Annotated in this window: 14 protein-coding genes; all 14 read right to left on the reverse strand. The window is 39.7% G+C overall.

Features of this window, described 5'->3' with window-relative positions:
* Positions 1-19: 19 nt before the first annotated feature.
* Complete coding sequence (locus IV512_RS15900) at positions 20-646, reverse strand: hypothetical protein (RefSeq protein ID WP_209405119.1); 627 nt, start codon at positions 644-646, stop codon at positions 20-22.
* 98 nt (positions 647-744) lie between these two features.
* Positions 745-1,128 (reverse strand): cytochrome C oxidase subunit IV family protein, encoded by a 384-nt coding sequence (locus IV512_RS15905; RefSeq protein WP_209405121.1) that lies wholly within the window; start codon positions 1,126-1,128, stop codon positions 745-747.
* Between the two features lie 38 nt (positions 1,129-1,166).
* Positions 1,167-2,156: a cytochrome c oxidase subunit 3 gene (locus tag IV512_RS15910; protein ID WP_209405123.1), complete on the reverse strand. Its 990-nt coding sequence runs from the start codon at positions 2,154-2,156 to the stop codon at positions 1,167-1,169.
* Between the two features lie 96 nt (positions 2,157-2,252).
* Positions 2,253-2,834 carry a heme-copper oxidase subunit III gene (locus IV512_RS15915; RefSeq protein WP_209405125.1) on the reverse strand — a complete coding sequence of 194 codons (582 nt, stop codon included), beginning with the start codon at positions 2,832-2,834 and terminating at the stop codon, positions 2,253-2,255.
* 4 nt (positions 2,835-2,838) lie between these two features.
* Positions 2,839-3,738, reverse strand: coding sequence for a heme o synthase (cyoE, locus tag IV512_RS15920; protein ID WP_209405127.1), 900 nt, complete (start codon positions 3,736-3,738; stop codon positions 2,839-2,841).
* A 177-nt stretch (positions 3,739-3,915) separates the two neighbouring features.
* Positions 3,916-4,620 carry an energy transducer TonB gene (locus IV512_RS15925; RefSeq protein WP_209405129.1) on the reverse strand — a complete coding sequence of 235 codons (705 nt, stop codon included), beginning with the start codon at positions 4,618-4,620 and terminating at the stop codon, positions 3,916-3,918.
* 53 nt (positions 4,621-4,673) lie between these two features.
* Positions 4,674-5,096 (reverse strand): VanZ family protein, encoded by a 423-nt coding sequence (locus tag IV512_RS15930; RefSeq protein ID WP_245224879.1) that lies wholly within the window; start codon positions 5,094-5,096, stop codon positions 4,674-4,676.
* On the reverse strand, positions 5,068-5,448 hold the full coding sequence (gene gcvH / locus IV512_RS15935; RefSeq protein ID WP_209405131.1) for a glycine cleavage system protein GcvH: 381 nt from the start codon (positions 5,446-5,448) through the stop codon (positions 5,068-5,070). The genes IV512_RS15930 and gcvH overlap by 29 nt, the downstream gene beginning before the upstream one ends.
* Positions 5,449-5,535: 87 nt before the next feature.
* Positions 5,536-12,723 (reverse strand): cell surface protein SprA, encoded by a 7,188-nt coding sequence (sprA, locus tag IV512_RS15940; RefSeq protein WP_209405133.1) that lies wholly within the window; start codon positions 12,721-12,723, stop codon positions 5,536-5,538.
* 5 nt (positions 12,724-12,728) lie between these two features.
* Positions 12,729-13,310 carry a Holliday junction branch migration protein RuvA gene (gene ruvA, locus IV512_RS15945; RefSeq protein WP_209405135.1) on the reverse strand — a complete coding sequence of 194 codons (582 nt, stop codon included), beginning with the start codon at positions 13,308-13,310 and terminating at the stop codon, positions 12,729-12,731.
* Between the two features lie 27 nt (positions 13,311-13,337).
* A complete protein-coding gene (locus IV512_RS15950; RefSeq protein ID WP_209405137.1) occupies positions 13,338-15,632 on the reverse strand; it encodes an NADP-dependent malic enzyme in 2,295 nt (764 codons plus the stop codon).
* A 193-nt stretch (positions 15,633-15,825) separates the two neighbouring features.
* Positions 15,826-17,277 carry an MFS transporter gene (locus IV512_RS15955; protein ID WP_209405139.1) on the reverse strand — a complete coding sequence of 484 codons (1,452 nt, stop codon included), beginning with the start codon at positions 17,275-17,277 and terminating at the stop codon, positions 15,826-15,828.
* A gap of 108 nt (positions 17,278-17,385) precedes the next feature.
* Positions 17,386-18,846 (reverse strand): sucrose phosphorylase, encoded by a 1,461-nt coding sequence (gene gtfA, locus IV512_RS15960; RefSeq protein WP_209405141.1) that lies wholly within the window; start codon positions 18,844-18,846, stop codon positions 17,386-17,388.
* Between the two features lie 262 nt (positions 18,847-19,108).
* Positions 19,109-20,029, reverse strand: coding sequence for a tRNA epoxyqueuosine(34) reductase QueG (gene queG, locus IV512_RS15965; protein WP_209405142.1), 921 nt, complete (start codon positions 20,027-20,029; stop codon positions 19,109-19,111).
* Positions 20,030-20,045 lie beyond the last annotated feature (16 nt).

The following is a 20,045-nucleotide window of genomic DNA, read 5'->3' on the forward strand; positions in this document are numbered from 1 at the left end:
TTTAAACTAATGGTGATAGTTATCGGGTTGCATTATTTTTCTTTAATGCCAACCGATATTCAGCCAATATAATTTTAACGTCATCTACCATCTTATTATTTAAATCGGCCACTGAACTTGTATTATAACCGTATTTTACGGTCTCATCTACATCATCTGTTCTTCCCCTTAAATTCAAATCTTTATCAATAATAAAAACATTGGGAGAGCTTAAATCTTCAGCAAGGGCCATACCTGTATTCAAGGAAGAAAAATAAGTTGAAATTTCATTCTTGGTCATTTGAACGAAATGCCACTTTGATACATCACTGAATTTACCTAACTCTTTCTTCAGTTCTTTTATTTTCTCCTCATTATTCTCACCGACTACCATTACAAACTGAAAATCTTTGAACTCAAAAAACCGTTTATAGATTTTCTCATTAAGATTAGAGGCATTTCCTTTTTTTGTGAGGAGGTCATTACCCAAGAAACCCAAAATAGTAATCTTATCTTTAAGAATAACGGGTTTATCAGTTTGGTTTACCTCCTCAATATTTTCGGTAAGAATAGGCAGTTTACCAAAATTATTGACTCCTGAGGCAAAGAAAAGGTAAGCCACTATAGGAAATATGAAAAGTATAACAAGAACAATGGTCTTTTTCATCAAATGATTAGATATTACCAGAAATCAGCGGGTACAAAAATAAAAAAGACGGTCGTGAAACCGTCTTAGTAAGCTGTTAATTTATACTAAATCAAGACTTAGAAATTCCACTTGATAAAGCCGTCCTTATAAACGTTATATACGTAGTCTGCTTCGAACAAAAGAATAAATACCAAATAGGCTACCAAGAAAATCGGTGTCCAGACAATGGCCCTTCTCAATGCCGTTTTCTCATCACGTAGGTGCATAAAATCCCAAGCGATGTAATATGCTTTTACCAATGTTAGAATAATAAATATCCAATTCAGCAACTTCATCCCTAAAAAGTAAGAATGAGTTAAGGCATGGGGTTTATAGATACCCAATACCACCTCTACTGCCGTTACTATGGACAAAAAAATAAGTACACCCCAAATTTTTTGGGTATTGCTCTTAAATTTCAAGAGCCCTCTAAAGATTTCAAGTTTCTGATCGTGTGCCATTATTTCAATATTTCTTTATAATCGTTAGACTTGACTAATTAAACCAGATAGAAGAATGTGAATACAAATACCCATACCAAATCTACAAAGTGCCAGTAAAGGCCAACCTTCTCAACCATTTCGTAATGGCCTCTTCGCTCATAAGTTCCTAATATAACATTGAAAAATATGATTACATTGATAACCACCCCTGAGAATACGTGAAAACCGTGAAACCCGGTTATAAAGAAAAAGAAATCTGCAAATAACCGACTACCATATTCATTTCTGACAAGATTTGCTCCTTGAACAACGATTTTTCCATCTTTAATTTTTTCTAAGGATTGCTCTCTGGTCAACAAAGTTTTCTCACCTGACTTCTCACCTTCCTGTAAAATTGCCTCAGTTCGTATAAGAATACTTGGGTTGGCTAAAAAACCTTCACGAACCTCATCTAAAGAAAAGCTCGGCCTAGAACCTTCATCATAAAACCATACCCCATTTTTGCGTTCATGCTCGGTTCTCTCACTCGGAATTATCTTTGAAAAATCGGCCAATGCAGCACGTTCACCGGTTTCAGCATCTACGAATTGAAGTATTCTACCTCCTTTGGTCTCGATAGCACCATAATCACCTTTAATGAAAGTAGCCCACTCCCAAGCTTGTGAACCAACAAAGATAGCACCGCCGATAATAGTTAAGAACATATACCAGATTACAGCGTTCTGCTTCATTTTATGGCCAGCATCTACCGCCAAAACCATAGTCACAGAAGACATAATCAAGATGAAGGTCATGAAAGCCACGTAAATCATGGGGTAATTTCCATGAAAAAACGGTACGTGTGTGAACACCTCGTCCGCAATAGGCCAGGTCTCAATAAATTTAAATCTAGAAAAGCCATATGCGGCCAAAAAACCAGAAAAAGTCAAGGCATCGGAAACAATGAAAAACCACATCATCATTTTGCCATAACTTGCCCCTAGAGGTTGATTACCACCTCCCCAGACGTTTTCTTCACCCGTACCAGTTGTTACCGTAGAATCCATTTATTATAAAGTATGGTTAAAATTTGCACAAATTTATAGTTTTCTCCCCTGAAACGAAAGCCGATTGTTAAGGAAAACCAACATTATTTTAATTTATTATCCAACGAAATACATAAAGCCCATTAAATAAACCCATAAGAGGTCTAAAAAATGCCAAAATGTAGCTCCCAAGGTTAACCCTAAGTGCTCTTGAGCAGAATACTTACCCTTTAACTGACTATATAATACGACCGATAAAGAGATTATGCCCGCAACAACGTGAACTATGTGAACCGTTGCGATCAAGAATATATATGACAACTTGATATTACTTGTAGGGCCCGTAAAGTAATAACCCTCAGCAACCATTTGAGAAAACCCATTAAACTGCATTACTATAAAAACAATGCCTAGGCCAAGAGTCACCAATAGCCAATTGGTGGTCATCTTTGTGTTGTTCTCTTGAATTGACCTTTTGGCGAATAAATAAGTAAAGCTACTAATGATTATGACCGCTGTACTTATAAAAAATGAACTTGGTAGTTGAAGCTCAGCGATCCAATCTTCACGCGAACTACTTACGATGTAAGCACTTGTCCACCCTGCGAAGCCCATAATCAAGCTCACAATACCAAACCAAAGCATCATTTTCTTAGCTCGGTCGTTTTTTTCCTTTAGCGTACCTTGAGTTAAATCCATTAATCTAAATAAACTTATCTATTACAAAAACAATTTGCATCAGGGTAATATAGCTAACACTTGCCAACATTAGTTTTCTTGCGGTTACATTGTCTCGTTTCTCATATAGTTTGAAAGCGAAAACCAGCATCACCATACCCATTAAAAATATTATCACGGCCGCAGGTATCGATAAAACTAACCTACCCGTTATGCCAAAAGCAGGAACAACCGAAATAACCAACATCCAAATGGTGTACATAATTATTTGTAGTGCCGTACCCTTGTCTTTTTTACCTGTAGGCAACATTTTAAAACCGCCTTTTTTATAATCATCGTCCAACATCCACCCTAAAGCCCAAAAATGGGGGAATTGCCAAAAAAACTGAATCATGAACAATGTACCTGGCTCTATACCAAACTCATTCGTAGCGGCCACCCACCCCAACATAAAAGGTATAGCCCCAGGCAAAGCACCTACAAACACTGCTAAAGGAGTTTTGGTTTTTAACGGGGTATACAAGCTGGTGTACAAAAATATTGAGATGGCCCCGAACATAGCTGTTTTCGGGTTCAACATATATAGGGTGACTATGCCTAAAATGGTCAGTAAAACAGCAATAGTCAGGGCTTGATTAACCGACATTCGACCAGCAGGTATCGGCCTATTCTTCGTTCGATTCATCAAAGCATCGAGATCCCGCTCAATAATTTGGTTATAGGCATTCGAGGCACCTACCATGCAGTAACCGCCAAAAGCCAAGAGAAAGAGAGAGAAAACATCAACCTGATAAGCCCCCAACAGATACCCGGCCACAGACGAGAATACCACACTGATTGCCAATCGTGCCTTGGTAATTTCCTTAAAATCGGCTATTACCAATGTCAATGTGGGATTAGAAGCCGTATTTACAGCAGTTTTCATTTTTCTTTTTTCGGACAGCAAAGATACGCTGCAACACCTTTTTTTGCAACGAATTGACCATCTTTAATATACCGACGTTAAGCACCATGATTATGTGGAAAGAAAAAATCCCATCTACACTGTCGCGTAAATGGGATTATATATTTTGAAACACCTTTATAGAGGTGCAATATGTTTCTATTGAAGCTTAAAGGTAATCGGAATACTAAATGGAACCCTTACCGGTCTACCTCTTTGCTTACCTGGAGTCATTTTGGGAAGCTTACCAATAATACGAGCAGCCTCTTTTTCTAAATTCTTATCAGGGCCACGCATTCTAACGTTACCGATGCTACCGTCTTTTTGAATGGTAAACATAACACTTACCCTACCTTGAACTCCCATTTCTTGGGCAATTTCAGGATAACGGAAGTTTTTACCAATATGTTTTTGCATCATTTGTTGAAAACAAGCTCTCTTATCCGACTCATTCTCACAACCAGGAAAAATAGGCACATCTTCAATAACCGCAAAAGGAACGTCTACATCTTCTACCTCTTCTTCCACCTCAACGTCTTCTACTTCAATAATCTCTTCTTCTTGACTAGTCTCGGTAGATTCGATAACGGTTTCTTCTACTTCCTCTTCATCTTCAACAACCTCAATAATCTCGGGTGCAGCCGGTGGCGGTGGTGGTGGTGGAGTCTTAATCTGTTCTGTCATCGGAACTTCTTCGTCCAAATCATCATCAACATTCATAGAAATATCGTAATCATTGGTCTCATCGTACGTTTTCCACTCTAATGCACCATACACCAAAGCCATGGTCAGTGCCAGTCCTATAACAAAATAAAGGCTACTGTTACGGCCTACATCTGCTTTCGGATTCTTTTTCGGTTCCATAATATTTGATTTTAATGTTCGCTAATTTACTTAATAATTCCTTTAAAAAGCAATTAAATTTTCCATTTTAACCGCTCTACTTTAGAAAACAGAAGCTTTAACCCGAGCATACCCCCCAATGCACCTAAACTATTGGCCAACGCATCAAATATATCACCCTGTCTATCAGTAGTTAATGTCATTTGTAATACCTCAATAATTATACCAAACCCTATCGCGCCGAATGCAGATATCACAAGAGCCTTATTAAAAGGATATTTACCTTGGCTCAGCTCTCTTATGAAGAAAGCCGCTAAAATCGAAGCCACAAAATAAAAAGTAAAGTGCACTACTTTGTCTAAATGTGGAATATCTATGCCTGGGGTCTCGGTATCTTTAAATGAAGATAAGCTGGAAAAAGTAACAAATACCATCCAGCTTATAAATGCTAAAGTGTATTTTCTTTTTTTAAGCACCAATGAGCTCTTTGTAATCATCGGCCGACATTAGGCCTTCTACTTCAGTAGAATCACTCATTTTAATCTTGATCATCCAACCATCTCCATAAGGATCAGAATTTACGCTTTCAGGCGCATCTTCTAAACCTTCATTAAATTCAATGATTTCACCACTCAAGGGAAGAAATAAATCAGAAACCGTTTTCACCGCCTCAACAGTGCCAAAAACCTCTTCTTGATCTAGAGTTTCATCAAGTGTCTCCACTTCTACATATACGATATCGCCCAACTCACTCTGTGCAAAATCTGTAATACCGACAGTTGCGATATCACCTTCTATCTTAACCCACTCGTGGTCTTTCGTATATTTTAATTCTGATGGAATGTTCATAATATCCTTTTTGATTGCCGCAAATGTAAAGGATTCCCCAGCGGTTTTCAAAAAAATATGCTGAACGGGCACATTCTAAGCTTTCGATTAATTTCCGAAGTTATACCTTAAGGTAAAGCCACTATTTATAGTAGTTTGTGGAAATGCTGTCGAAACTGCAAATTTTGAAAAAGAGTGATCGTAGAAAAATAGTGCATTCAAGTTTTTCGTCAGCGCATAATCTGCCGTAAACTTAATCGATAATAGGTTTTGACCCGAAGTAATTTGATTATTGTCGATATCAAGATTTCTAATTATAGTGATGTTATCGCGTAAGGTCAAATCTGCCTTCAGATTCAAGTCACCTTTCAATCGGGTTTTATTGCCGCCGATATTGGTAACGAACTTTACATCTTTAAAGCGATAACCAAGGCCAAGAGTATACTCATCACCATTCGTCTCTGTCATCAAGTTGTTATCAAAGCTCAGTGCAAGAATACGACTGCTACGCATTTCAGCCAACACACTGACCGAATTTTTCATCTCAAAATCGAGACGTACCAAGGGGTTGAACTCATCGTTAAGCACCACATTGTTCAATAACAGGTCTGGCATTAAATCTTGAGTTTCTGGATCGACCGCATTAGGGCCCAATTGAACTTTTTCTAAGTTGGTCTGAAATGAATTGATACTATATGCCGCTCTATACCCATGGCTCACCGAAAAACGTTGGAATTTTTTCTTGAACCACTTGTTGCGCATTAATCCCGTGTACTTAATGTTCCAATTTGGAATAGGAATCTTTCTAAAAGCATCTAAATTAACACGTTCGGCATCTTGACCGGTATAGGCCGCAAAGAAAGCCGGAAGCAATACATCTTGTTGTGTCTTACCGTAACGATCCGGGAAATTATCATCATCAATTACGCCTTCTGACTTATTGCCGCGGTCGGCTTCTAATCTGTTTGCGATAATAATACGGTTCTCTTTAAACTCTTGAAAGGTCTCAGAGTCGAACTCATCACTTTTGCCGAAAACCGTTCCGATCATAGAGGTAGATATACTGAAATTACCGTATTCATTGCCCAACGGATTTATATCTTGTGACCACAAGTCTACATCGTAATTTTCTTGATAACTATTGGAATACTGACGATCCGCAGATAAATCTATTGTTAGGTCTTTAAGAGGTTGTGCAGTCGCCGTTATACTCAGCTGTTTATTCACATTCTCTATATACTGCTCGTTAAATTCGTTAAAACCGATTAACCAGCCTTTACGAGCGGCATCAAAACGTACATCGGCCTGACTACCGAAAACAAAACCTAAAGAAGGTTTAAGTGACCCGACAAAGCCGACCGATTGGGTATAACCAGGCAATACCTTACCGCTACTTTCATTGTAGTTCACGTTAAGTCTTTTGACCATGGTCAATACGTCTACCGCCGTATTGAATAGACCGCTGGTCTTACCTTTCATTTTTTCGCTTCCTTTCACAGGGTTACCCGCCTTATCTTTTCGAACGGGCGCGGTACTTGCATTTGATTTTCCGCTGCGCTTTTTAAGCCCTATCATATCATAGAACTTCTGCATGTTCAAGTTCGCCGTTAAATTGTGGGTACTTGCGTTTTGCACCGTATTCACCGAAACTACATTTGTTGAATTCTGCTGTTCAGCAATAGCAAGGTTCAAAGCATCGCCCCCACGCTGCCAGTCGAAGTTACTCGTATAACTGTATTGAGAGTTGATGAAATCAAGTACCGGTATTTTGCTGAATGGTATTTCGTAATTAATTTCTAACTGTTGTGCATGTCGATTCGGCTCACCTAGATCCCAAAAACCATCCCAAAGTCCTAAAGTCTGATCAATTTCAGAATTAGGATTTGATGGATTTTCCAGGTAATTACGTACAATATGGTTGTTACTAGCCGACATATTCACTCGTAATGATTTGGTCAAGCTATAATTAACGGCATACTGCCAATTGAACAAATAGTTACGCTGGCGAAGGGTTGGCAGTTCTAATTTATCAACACCCTCTTCTACAACATCTCTAAAGCGCTGCTGATTGAACTGTCGGTCGAAATTAGAATTTACCGATACGCTGGTAGGCAAAAGATTCAAGTTCAATTCTTTTAACCATTGCAAATATCTACCTGTAAAAAGGGAATCATTTTTTGCGAACGGAGCCACTTCAAGAGGCTCGAAGTTGTGATTATAAACCATGCCGGCCAACACACTCTTATCTTCGAGAGCGGCGATTTCAAAATCTCTATGATTGGTTTCGTTATAGGAATAGTTAAAGGTAAAATTCTCGATATCGTAGAAATTAGCCTCAGCTTCCTCCCCCCTATCTTTTCTGACGCCGATTAAATTCAGACTGGTTCTTTTGGTATAATCTTCGGCCTGTGCCTGAATATCGTCTGCTGTTTCGGCTGTTTCGGCAGCATCAATTCTATCTTGCAACTTCAGGTCATCGTAAACAGGATCGAACTCAGGAGTTATCAATGCTTCGGAAATACCGTAGTTGAAAGGAATTTGAATTCCCCAACTTGGTGGAAGCAACTGACCTACATTTACGTTCGTGACCAAATCATAAGTAATAGCATCTTCTCTAGCTCTTTCATTTGGCATTTGATCAATAGAACCAAAACCAGAAGTACTAGTGCTTCCAGTAGCGGAAACATTCGCGAAATCAGCAATATTGGCATCAACTGCCGCTATAGCTGCCCACCCCCCTTCATTATCGAGGCCGGCTAAACGAAGCTCGTTGAACCAAACTTCACCACGTGCAGGAAGAGCACTCACGTTCTTGACCCCGACCATCATACTACGTATACTACCTAAAGACGGGTTACCTTTAATTCCGATCCTAAGTGTTCCCGGGGTTCTTGGAGCAAACTCATCGACGGCAACCACTTCTCCACTAATCACTTCAAAGTAGCGTATTTCACTGAGGTCGCTTCCGGTTATCCAAACAGACTTGACTTTGTTCAAATCATCTAAGATAACTTCCATTTCATTATTCTCTGGCCAGACCCCTTCTTCAGAATTTACGTTAAAAGAAGTAAACTCTAAAGGAAGCTCTAATTGATAAAAATTCTCGGTAAAATCGGTACCAACACGCAAGAAACCTACCAGAGGATTTTCAACATCATAGGTATCACTTTCCAATATCTTTTCGGCATGCATGAACATTTTAAGCTTTTCATACTGCCTTACATCTATATTCAGGTTTTTGAAAACACCACGAGAATCTTGAGATTCTAAATTCTCTATCACCAACGACAGCGATTGTTCATTCTGCTGTATAATCGTATTATTATTGTTCAATTGCTCGCGACGAACACCTGGCGGCAAAACATACGGTATCGGGGTTCGATTTTCATTTTCTTGAATATTTACCGCATTAACATCCATAGTAGTGGCATCATCGGCTGTATTTGGGTCGTCTTCATCAAGAGACTTGATATAAGTACGCCAATCGCCACGAACTAAATCCAATGTTGCAAAACGCAACAAAACATCACTATTGAAGTTCGTCATGTAAAGTCGCATACTGCTTATCGAACGAAAATCGGTAATACCACCAACGGCATCGGTAAAGTCGTTCAATGGAATCTTATATTGAATCCATCGGGTTCTTACCGTACTACCATCGGGAATACGATTACCTGATAAAACCAATGAATCTCTAATATCGGTTACATACAAGTCATTAATAGTAGTATTTGGTTTAATAGGAATTCGGTATTCGTAATAACTATTTACCGTATTCATGGTCAGGTCACGATCTATATCTTCAACATCGGGCAGGGTCGTAGAACCTCTATTGTCATTGGTCACCTGTACGGGAGAGTTTCCTTCAGGGTTGTTGAAATTCAAATATCGATTTAGAATGCCACCGTCGCGTTGCAAGAAATACTCATAGTTGTCCAGGGCAGGGTCAGCACCGTTCATATCCCCGTAAATTTCGCTTTCTCCTGCATCATTTAGTCCATCAAAACCTAAGTCTTGCTGTTGCCTAGCTCCCTCGTCGACATCAAAGGCATAAACCAATGCTTGGGTTGCAGGCACAGGCCCCCAAATCGGGTTTTCGGGCTTTACACTTCCTTCACCGTTTACAGGTAGTCCGTTCTCATATTGCTTGAGGCCATCGGCCAATATATCTTCTGAAATATTACCCAAATTGATTACTAGCTCACCTGTACTATTCGCCGTACCCTCTAAATAGGGGTCCATCACCCAAAATTGGACGAATTCAACATTTGACTGTTCAAAATTAGTACTGCTAAGTGACCGCATGATACCGCCCCACTTTTGATCAGCCGCCGTGTTGTCAAAATCTTCATTGGCATTATACGGACCTTTCATTTCAGGATAGTACGCCAAATCTAAAGTCGTCTGCTGCCGCGTTTGACCTTGGGCGATTTCCACTTTCGGGAAAACCTCATCTACGAATATTCGTCTGGTAGTGTTAGATGAAATATCGCTATCATTTAAACCGGCGGGTCTTTGATTGGTATAGAAAACCGGGTCAATAGTGTACCAAGCCAATTTTGCCCTGCCGAAACCGGTTTCGAGACCTTTTTGTGTAGGATTATCTAAAAATTCTACAGGGGTACTTGCCATCGCCCAACCCAATGAAGATCTTACATCGATTAGCGACTGTGCCCCTTCAAAATCATCTAGATATGTAGTTGTTTCCCCCTGAAAATCGGCATTTTTTGGAGAATTCGGTTTTAACCATGCAACCTCTCCGCGTAAAGAAATATTAGAAGGTACATCGGTATCGATATTTGGAAGCTTATTCACCAATCGTGTCAAAAATGGCACTTCGGTCGAAAAATTACCATTAACTCCGAATATCGTATTGTTCACAGGCTCGATACCAAAATTAGATTTTTGGGTCAATGGCCGTTCGTTCAAATTTAATAGCGTGGCACCAAGCACAAAATTTTCGTTAAACTGGTGTTCAACGTTCACCCCTGTGAACCGTCTTGTTTGCTGACCGAAAACGGCATTATTCTCAACCGAGATATTGATGGGTGTATTGGAAGCCTCTAAACTGGGATCTAGTATCTGAACGGTACCGGCCTGATAATTTACCGTATAATCGATACCCTCTTGTAACTGGCGACCGCCGGCCGTAACACGTACCGAGCCTCTAGGCACATTAAATGCCCCGATCGGTATACCATTGCTTCCCTCAGACTTATACCTACCTTTTAATAAAAATTTGTTCTTTTCTGGGTCTTGAAGCGCAGCTGATTTGGTGAGCTCATACATATCCCTAAAAACATACTTTTCTTGATTGGGGTTGTCGCTATTCTCGTTTCCGTAGTCACCACCTCCCAATTGCTCATAAAGGTATTCGCCAAAAGGTTCGACTTTAGTGAATATAATTTGCCCGTTTTGTGTATCTACCGTTGTTCCTGGAATGAAATCAAAGAAACCATCTCCACCCGGCTGAACATCATTATATGCGTTAAGTCGGTCAAAATTGAATACATTCAAAAGAATACGATCTTGCAAACCATCGGGCCAAGTAGCATCATCGACCGGTGTTATGTAGTTTCTTGGTGTCGGATTACTATAGAGAATGTTCATCTTGAAATCATCTTGACTCAAGCGGAAAGCTCCCGTCGCATAAATATTCTTCATCATCAAATCCCAAATAGGATCGGAGACATTGGTAATGTTACTTTTTAAAAGCTTAAGAATAAGTGTGTTGTTATTAATAATAGGATTGTTGACCGCTCCGGAAACCGTAGTGGCATCAAGACCCCCGTTAGCGAACTCACCTACCTGATACACGTTACCATTATAGGTATATTGAAACGCTACCGCCAATACCTCATCGTTACTCAAGCGCTGATTCAATGAAATATAACCTAACTGCGTATTGAAGGTATAATCTCGACTTTGCTCCAATTTTCGTGCATTTTCTAAAAATGCATAATCAAAGCCTTGATTGGGCTGATAACCGGAGACACTAAAACCCTGCTCAACAGTAGCTACATCTCTAATATTTGAATTAAGGGCTCCGTTGTTTGTAACCAACAGGCCTGGATCATAATCATTGGCATTGTTTCGAGGTAAAGTATTGGGTTGCCCACCTGTGTTCATATTAAAAAAGCCACCGGGAGCGTTGTTATAAATTCTCGTTCTTTTATTATCGGGGTCGCTCGAAAGGGGATCGTACTCCCCTAAATCTTGAATACCCACGATATTTCTCACATTTAAGGTCTGCTGGCTTCTATTGGTCACCCATACTTCAAGCCTTGTGATCTGCACTTGACTTTTAATATATGGGTAATTATTTAGTGCCTCATCGTAATTATCTCTAAAATATTGAGCCAAGAAAAAGTGACGGTCTTCATCATAGTCAAGGGCCGTAACCGAAAATTCATCGACCGTACCCCCACCTTGGGCCACTACTGTGTTGTTCTGTGATTGTTGCTGTGAGAATACTGCGGTTAAAGTAGTCTTACCGAATTGCAACTGTGTTTTCACCCCAAAAAGACTCTGTGAACCCTGAATTAACGAACTGTTCAAGGGCATAGAAATATTACCTACCTCAATGGATTGTATGATATCATCTTCGGTCGGGGTATAATCAAGTTTTACGATATTCTGAAAATCAAAAGTAGCTTCGGTATCATAGTTGGCAGTAACCTGAAGCCGCTCTCCTATCTTACCCAGCATACTTAAACTAATACGCTGATCAAAATCGAAAGATGTGTTCGTTCTGTTTCTTGGTGATAAAGAGGGGTTATCATTTTTCTGCCAAATAACTCCCAAATCCATAGCAACCGAACCTTGAGGAATTACCTCAATCGTATTACCCCCGAAAACGGACTGGAAAAAATTATTGTTAACATAGAAGTTCGGCAGTAGATTTTTACGGGCCTCTTCACTACCCTCCTTCTTACCCGAAAAAGCATCTGACTTATCTTTAAAATATTCTTTTATGCCTTCTTGCTGAACCAATTCATAATATTGTTCAGGGGTTAAAATTATCGGATAACCAATATCAAAATCGCCTACCTTTTCAGAGTAGACGTACATTTTTAAATTAGGGTCGTAAATGTACTTGGAAACTATACTTTCTGGGTTCTCCATACGAAGCCGCCCCAGCGAGAAACCGGTTTTGACCGAGTCTACCTGTTGCTCATCGACTACCTCACCTTCTGTTTCTTGAGCGAACACCATGCTCGTAGAAACAAAGAAAACTGAGTATAGGAGAATAAGCTTAAATGATGATTTAAGAATTAGTTCGGCCCCTGTTTTCAAACTTGTTACAAATTTTTAAGCGCAAGTTTTATAATGTTCTCTACGCTAAGAGAAGAGTCTTGGGCAAGCACTTTATCCACTGCCTTTTCGGCAGGTCTTCTAGCAAAACCAAGAACCTCTAAAGCAGATAACGCTTCTTCTTTATTTGTATTGTTTGTAGATGTGGAAACTTCGCCAATATCATAAACTTTAAGAATTTTATCCCTAAGGTCAAGAATTACCCGCTGTGCGGTTTTAGCTCCGATTCCTTTAATAGATTGAATTGTAGGCACATCGCCATTTGCAATGGCGTCTCTAATTTGAACAGGCTCTAAAGAAGATAACATAGTTCGCGCAATGCTAGAACCAATACCTGAAACCGAGATTAACAAACGAAAAATTTCGCGCTCTGAACGTTGTACGAAACCGAACAAGGTATGTGAATCTTCCTTTACCTGTAGATGAGTATACAAACTTATATGCTCACCATCAGGTAAATTAGAAAAAGTATGTAAAGAGACATTCACGAAATAGCCCACCCCAGCACATTCGACAACAACGTATGTCGGGGTTTTTTCGACAAGCCTACCTTTAAGGTGATGTATCATTTGGTCGGGACTATTTTACGAATCTATTTATTTACCTGATTTTGCTTTTCTACGCTTCTCGCGCTCTTGAGCATCGATTACAGCAATTGCGGTCATATTCACCATTTCATCGACACTTGCACCTAGCTGTAGAATATGAACAGACCTTCGCAAACCGACCATAATCGGGCCAATAGAATCTGCCTTATTAAGTTCTTTAAGTAACTTATAGGTAATATTCGCTGATTCTAAATTAGGAAAAATCAAAGTGTTCACCTTTCTACCGGCCAACTTTGAAAACGGAAACTGGCTCTGAAGCAATTCTTTATTAAGGGCAAAATCAGTTTGAATTTCACCATCGACCACCAATTGAGGGTTTGTCTCATGGAGAATTTCAACCGCTTTTCGAACTTTTTTCGCGTTAGGATGCGTAGAAGAACCATAGTTCGCATAAGAAAGCAATGCTAAAACCGGGTCGAAACCAAATGTTGAAGCGACGTTCGCCGTATTCTGTGCTATCTCGGCCAATTCTTCAGCGGATGGATCAATATTTATTGAGGTATCAGCCAAAAATAGAGGGCCCATATCGGTAATCATGATATTGACCGTAGCTACTTTTTTAACGTTCGAAGCTCTACCGATAACTTCAAATATTGGCTTTACTACTGTTGGATAGGCACGTGAATACCCAGAAATCATTCCGTCGGCATCACCTTCCAAAACCATCATAGCACCGAAATAATTACGCTCGCGCATTTTTATTTTCGCACTGTACAAAGTTGTACCACTACGCTTTCTGCTCTCCCAAAATTTGGTCGCATATCGTATGTGTTTTTCATCAAATTCGTCGGATGAAGGGTCTATTATCGCAATATCAGCATCAAATTCAAGTTCTTTCTTAAGTTCAAGAATAATTTCCTTTTTACCTAAAAGTATAGGTTCTGCAATACCCTCTTCATGAACTATTTGGGCAGCTTTTAATACGTCTAAATGGTCTGCTTCCGCAAAAACAATACGTTTGGCGTTCAACTTAGCGCGATTGTGCAATAAGCGAACCACCTTGTTGTCATTACCTGAACGCTGAAGCAATTCTTCTTTATACTTATCCCAATCTTCAATAGGTTGTTGGGCGATACCACTTTCCATTGCAGCTTTTGCTACCGCTGGTGGAATTTCAGATATCAACCTTTGGTCAAAAGGTTTAGGAATTATATACTCATTATTAAATGTTAACCGGGTTTCACCGTAGGCAATGTTCACCTGTTCTGGCACGGGTTGCTTGGCCAGATCTGCCAAAGCCTTAACAGCGGCCATTTTCATGGCCTCGTTTATTCCGGTCGCCCTTACGTCAAGAGCCCCTCTGAATATAAAAGGAAAACCTAACACATTGTTCACTTGATTAGGATGATCGGAGCGGCCCGTTGCCATGATAATATCCTTTCTCGTCTTACAGGCCAAATCATAATCGATTTCAGGATTCGGATTGGCCATGGCGAATACTATAGGGTTATCGGCCATAGAGACCAACATTTCAGGTGTTACTACATCGGCAATCGAAAGACCAATAAAGACATCGCTGTCTTTCATAGCATCTTCGAGGGTTCTCAAATCTTTATCGGTAGCAAACTCGAGTTTAGCCGGAGATAGATTTTCGGCATCTTTACGAATAACCCCTTTGCTATCAAGCATAACTATATTCTCTGCTTTAGCACCAAAAGCTTTGTACAATTTGGTACAAGAAACAGCGGCAGCGCCAGCACCACTGATTACAATTTGAACCTCATCAATTTTCTTTTCGGCAAGTTCCAAGGCATTCAAAAGTGCAGCAGCCGAAATAATGGCTGTACCGTGCTGATCATCATGCATCACAGGTATATCAAGCTCTTCTTTAAGTCTCTTTTCAATTTCGAAAGCTTCTGGAGCCTTGATATCCTCTAAATTGATGCCGCCAAAAGTCGGAGCTATCATTTTGACCGTTTGAACAAATTCATCGACATTTTCGGTATCTACCTCAATATCAATTCCATCGATATCAGCAAAAATCTTGAACAACAGTCCCTTCCCTTCCATTACGGGCTTTGAAGCTTCAGGGCCAATATTACCAAGCCCCAAAACTGCGGTACCGTTTGAAATAACGGCCACTAAATTACCTTTAGAAGTATACTTATAGGCATTCGCTTTGTCTTTAGCAATTTCAAGACAAGGCTCTGCAACCCCAGGTGAGTAGGCCAAGGCCAAATCTCTCTGGGTGGCATACGGTTTGGTCGGCACAATCTTAATTTTACCGGGTTGGGGTTTTGCATGATAGACCAAAGCCTCTCGTCGTTGTTTTTGCTTACTCATAGTGTTCTACTTTGAAAATCAAATTTAAGAGTATTCTTCGGATATGTATAAAAAAGATTCACTCTTTGGGTTGCCCAAACATCTTTAGATTTAAACTTCAAATTAACATACCTAAAAAATCAACGGTTAGAAATCAGATACAAAAAAGCGGGTACATTAAATGCATCCCGCTTACAACAAACAACTTAAAAAATTAAATCACAATATTTTCCTCTTTCTTAGGCAACTTCAATCGCATCGCCAAAATAGCGGCTATTATAAAGAAAACGCCTCCAAAAAGTATGGCGTTCACAGCATTATTACCTAATAAATTTTTAATTATCGGTCCAAAGGTTATGGTCTGAATCAACATTGGAATAACTATCATCATATTTACGATACCCATATAAACTCCTCGTCTTTCTTCCGGAATCACCTTTGAGACCATAGCATAAGGTATGCCCATCATCGAGGCCCAACCGATCCCAAATAGCACCATGGGTAAAAGCAAGGCATATTGATTATGTATGTACGGCATACTCAACATTGCCACCCCGGTAAGTACCAAACTTAGCACGTAAACCATTTTAGAACTGTATTTTCTTGCTATGGGCACCAATGCCAAGGCAACTACCATGGTAACCAAGTTGTACGTACCGTTCATCAACCCAGTTTGGGCCAAAGCCTGCTCAGAAATGCTCTGTATATTTTGGGCGAACGCCATGTCGCCAGTGCCGATTACACCACCAGAATTACATGCGGCCATAATCGATTCGAACTTTTCGTTATCAGCGTTACTGATGCCGAACATACTCGACCTCAACATAGGTGTAATGAATTGCCAATATACGAACAGAGCATACCATTGAAACAAATAAACGCCCGCAAGCCGCCACATAAGATTCGGCATTTCGCCGATTGCTTGAAAAATTTCTACGAACGGTGCCCCAGCCTTTTGCAAGAAGCTTTTATTTGAATGCCTAGATATATGACCCAACTCTTCTTTAGATGGCGGAATCTCAGGTGTTTTCCAGACCGACCATAAAATTGAACCCAAGGAAGCTACGGCTCCCAGGAAAAAAGAATAGTACACCCAAGTGGGTATGGCAGAAACTACTTCTGTAGCCGTAGAACATAGACTGCCAGCCTCGCTGGGCACACTGAACCAGTCTTGAAATAGAAAAAGAGAAAAGTTAGCCAAGGTAATACCGGCACCTACGAAAAGACTTTGCATTTGAAAACCATAAGTCAATTGATTGTCCGGTAATTTATCACCTACAAAAGCACGATAAGGCTCCATGGCCGTATTGTTCGCCGCATCTAAAATCCAAAGTAAGCCAACGGCAAACCACAGATGAGAACTAAACGGAAATGCGAACAGACACAAACTAGCGGTTATAGCACCAATTAAGAAAAACGGTTTTCGTCTTCCCCACCTAGGAGACCAAGTCTTATCGGAAATGGCACCAATTATAGGCTGTATCAGCAAACCGGTAACCGGGCCTGCCAAATTTAGCAAAGGTAGCTCTTCATGATGCGCACCAAGAAATGAAAATATCGGGTTAATCGCTGTTTGCTGCAGCCCAAAACTGAACTGAATACCGAAGAAACCGACATTCATATTCCAGATCTGCCAAAAACTCAGCTCGGGTTTCCGTATTTTCATCATTTTCAAATTTTGGAGTGGTTATTTCTCAAACAAGATAACATATTCAGCCATTAAGCTATATCAAAGAGCTGAAAAATCAATTGAATCTCTTAAAATTTTAGATTTTTAGAACAGGATCAATTGTTGGGATCCGCCTTGACCTGAAAAAGTTATTCTCATTTGATTCGACGACAAATCAATGAAAAGCTCTGTCCATTCTTTACCATTCATCCATTTTAAGTGAAGTACACTAGCGTCGGTATCAACCACTTCGAAAGCCCCATTAAATGCCGAATGGGTATTTCTAAGAACCATCATCTCTCTAAAACTAGAGAAGAATGAACTTTTCACATCATCAGCTATTTCATCTTTGGTAAAATAATGTCTATTGATATCTCTTCCGACATTTGTTTTTTCAAGAAGTTTCATATCGTTTTCGCCTGCGAAGAGACCCACATAATACACCTGCGGCACCCCTGGCACAAAAAACTGAATGGCCCTTGCCATTAAATAAAGTCTTTCATTCTTTCCTAAAGCTTCAAAATAAGTACAGTTTACTTGATACAAATCAAGGTTCGATGCTGAACCACCAGTAGCCCTTCTGCTTGTGCCACCACTGTTTTCATGTATTTGCTCTACTATATTACTTAATACGTCATTTTCTATAAGCCCCGGATTACCATCTTCTGAAGCTACATCTACTATACCGATTCCGTCGTGGGTATCAAGTACAGTCACCACATTTCTTGGAGAAACAGTCAACCATTTTTTGAGGTTGACCGCATTTTGATTAAATAAAGTATCGAGTACGAGCACGGGCAAGGCAAAATCATAAACATAATCTACCCGTTTTGCAATCTCAATTTGAGTTCTATAGTAAGAGTGAATTTCTACCAATACCGAAATATCCATTTTTCTGGCCTTTTCAGTAATCTTAGAAATGAATTCAAAGGTTTCATCGATCATAAAACAAGAAGTACCTGCTTTTTTAACCGCATAACCTGCGGCATCTAAGCGAATCATCGATACACCTGCCTCTTTAAAGGTATCTAAAATCGAGTCAAGATATTTTTCCCCTTTTGAAGATGCTACATCTATATCAATTTGGTTTGAAGTGAAAGTAGTCCAAACATTTTTTTCGGTTCCGTCATTCAGTTTGAATTTTGTGAATGGCAGACCTGGTCTCGGCCTATATATTTTGCTTATTTCTTCTTCGGATGCCCCATTGGGAAAAACTTTGTCGTCTGTAAGAATAAGTTCGCTGAACTCAGAATCATCTCCTTTTTTCAAATAATCTTGAAACTGAACAGATTTGGCCGAAATGTGATTGACAATAAGATCGGCCATAATATCGGTTTCTTCACTCAATTGCCTAAGATTATTCCAATTACCGATTCGTGGGTCTATCTGCGTATGATCAATGGGGTCAAAACCAGCATCTTCTCCGTCAATCGGGTTGAAAAATGGGAGTATGTGCACCCCTCCGAAAAGTCCTTTAAATTTAGTCTGAAATAATTCATTCAATTCTGAAATATTCTTGCAACCTAAACGATCCACGTAGGTAATTAACTGCACTTTATTTTGCATAAACTAAGGGCGTAAAACTTGAGTTGAAATTATACGACAAAGACCTTTGACCATCAAAATCCTTTGTCTTTCACCAGATTGAAGGGCAAGTTAGAAAACTCAAAACCTATTGAATCCTTAAAAAAGAATAAGATATCAACCGAAAACGTTAGAGGCGAAAAAAAAATTGAAATATCGACTATTGTTTAACGAATACTACCAAAAACAATGCATTTAGCAAATTACAGGATGATTGAAACTCTTTATCAAAAAATATTGGTACTTATTTTAAAAAATCGATATTTCGCTGCAGTCCCGAAAATTTAGTACGCTTTACCGCCGATTTTTTAAAGACCTTTCGAAATACATCTTCGGTCATTTCTTCCCAGTCATTTTTAGTCATTTCCAGAAGATCTGGGTGCGGATTGAACAAAGGTTCTTGATGTGGTTTTGAGAACCGATTCCAAGGGCAAACATCTTGACAAACATCACACCCAAAAGCCCAATCATCGAATTCGCCCCGATACTCCCCCGGAATTTCATTTTTTAGCTCTATCGTAAAATAAGAGATACACTTGCTACCGTCTACTACATAAGGTTCAACAATAGCATTGGTGGGGCAAGCGTCTATACAGGCCGTGCATGTTCCGCAATGATCGGTTACCGCGTGGTCATATTCTAAGTCTAAGTCTACGATGAGCTCGGCAATAAAATAAAATGAACCTACTTGCTGGGTCAACAGGTTACTATTTTTACCGATCCACCCCAATCCACTTTTTGCGGCCCAAGCCTTATCTAAAATGGGTGCGGAGTCTACAAAGGCACGGCCGTTCACTTCACCTATTTCATTTGAAATAAATTCTTGTAATTGCCTTAACTTAGATTTAATGACATGATGGTAATCTTGCCCATAGGCATATTTAGAAATCTTATAGGTATTTTCTTTTTGGGTTTCTTCAGGATAGTAATTAAGTAATAATGAAATCACCGATTGGGCGCCATCGACCAACAATCTAGGGTCAAGCCGCTTATCAAAATGATTTTCCATATACCCCATCTCACCATGCCTATTTTTCTCGAGCCATGATTCTAAGCGTGGTGCTTCATCCTCTAGAAAGTCAGCTTTAGAAATACCGCAAGATAGGAAGCCGATACGCTTGGCCTCTTCCTTTATCAGCGCACTATATTCTACTTTTTTATTCAAAAAAATGGTTTAACGG

Source organism: Pseudozobellia sp. WGM2 (assembly GCF_017810075.1).
GTDB lineage: Bacteria > Bacteroidota > Bacteroidia > Flavobacteriales > Flavobacteriaceae > JADNYK01.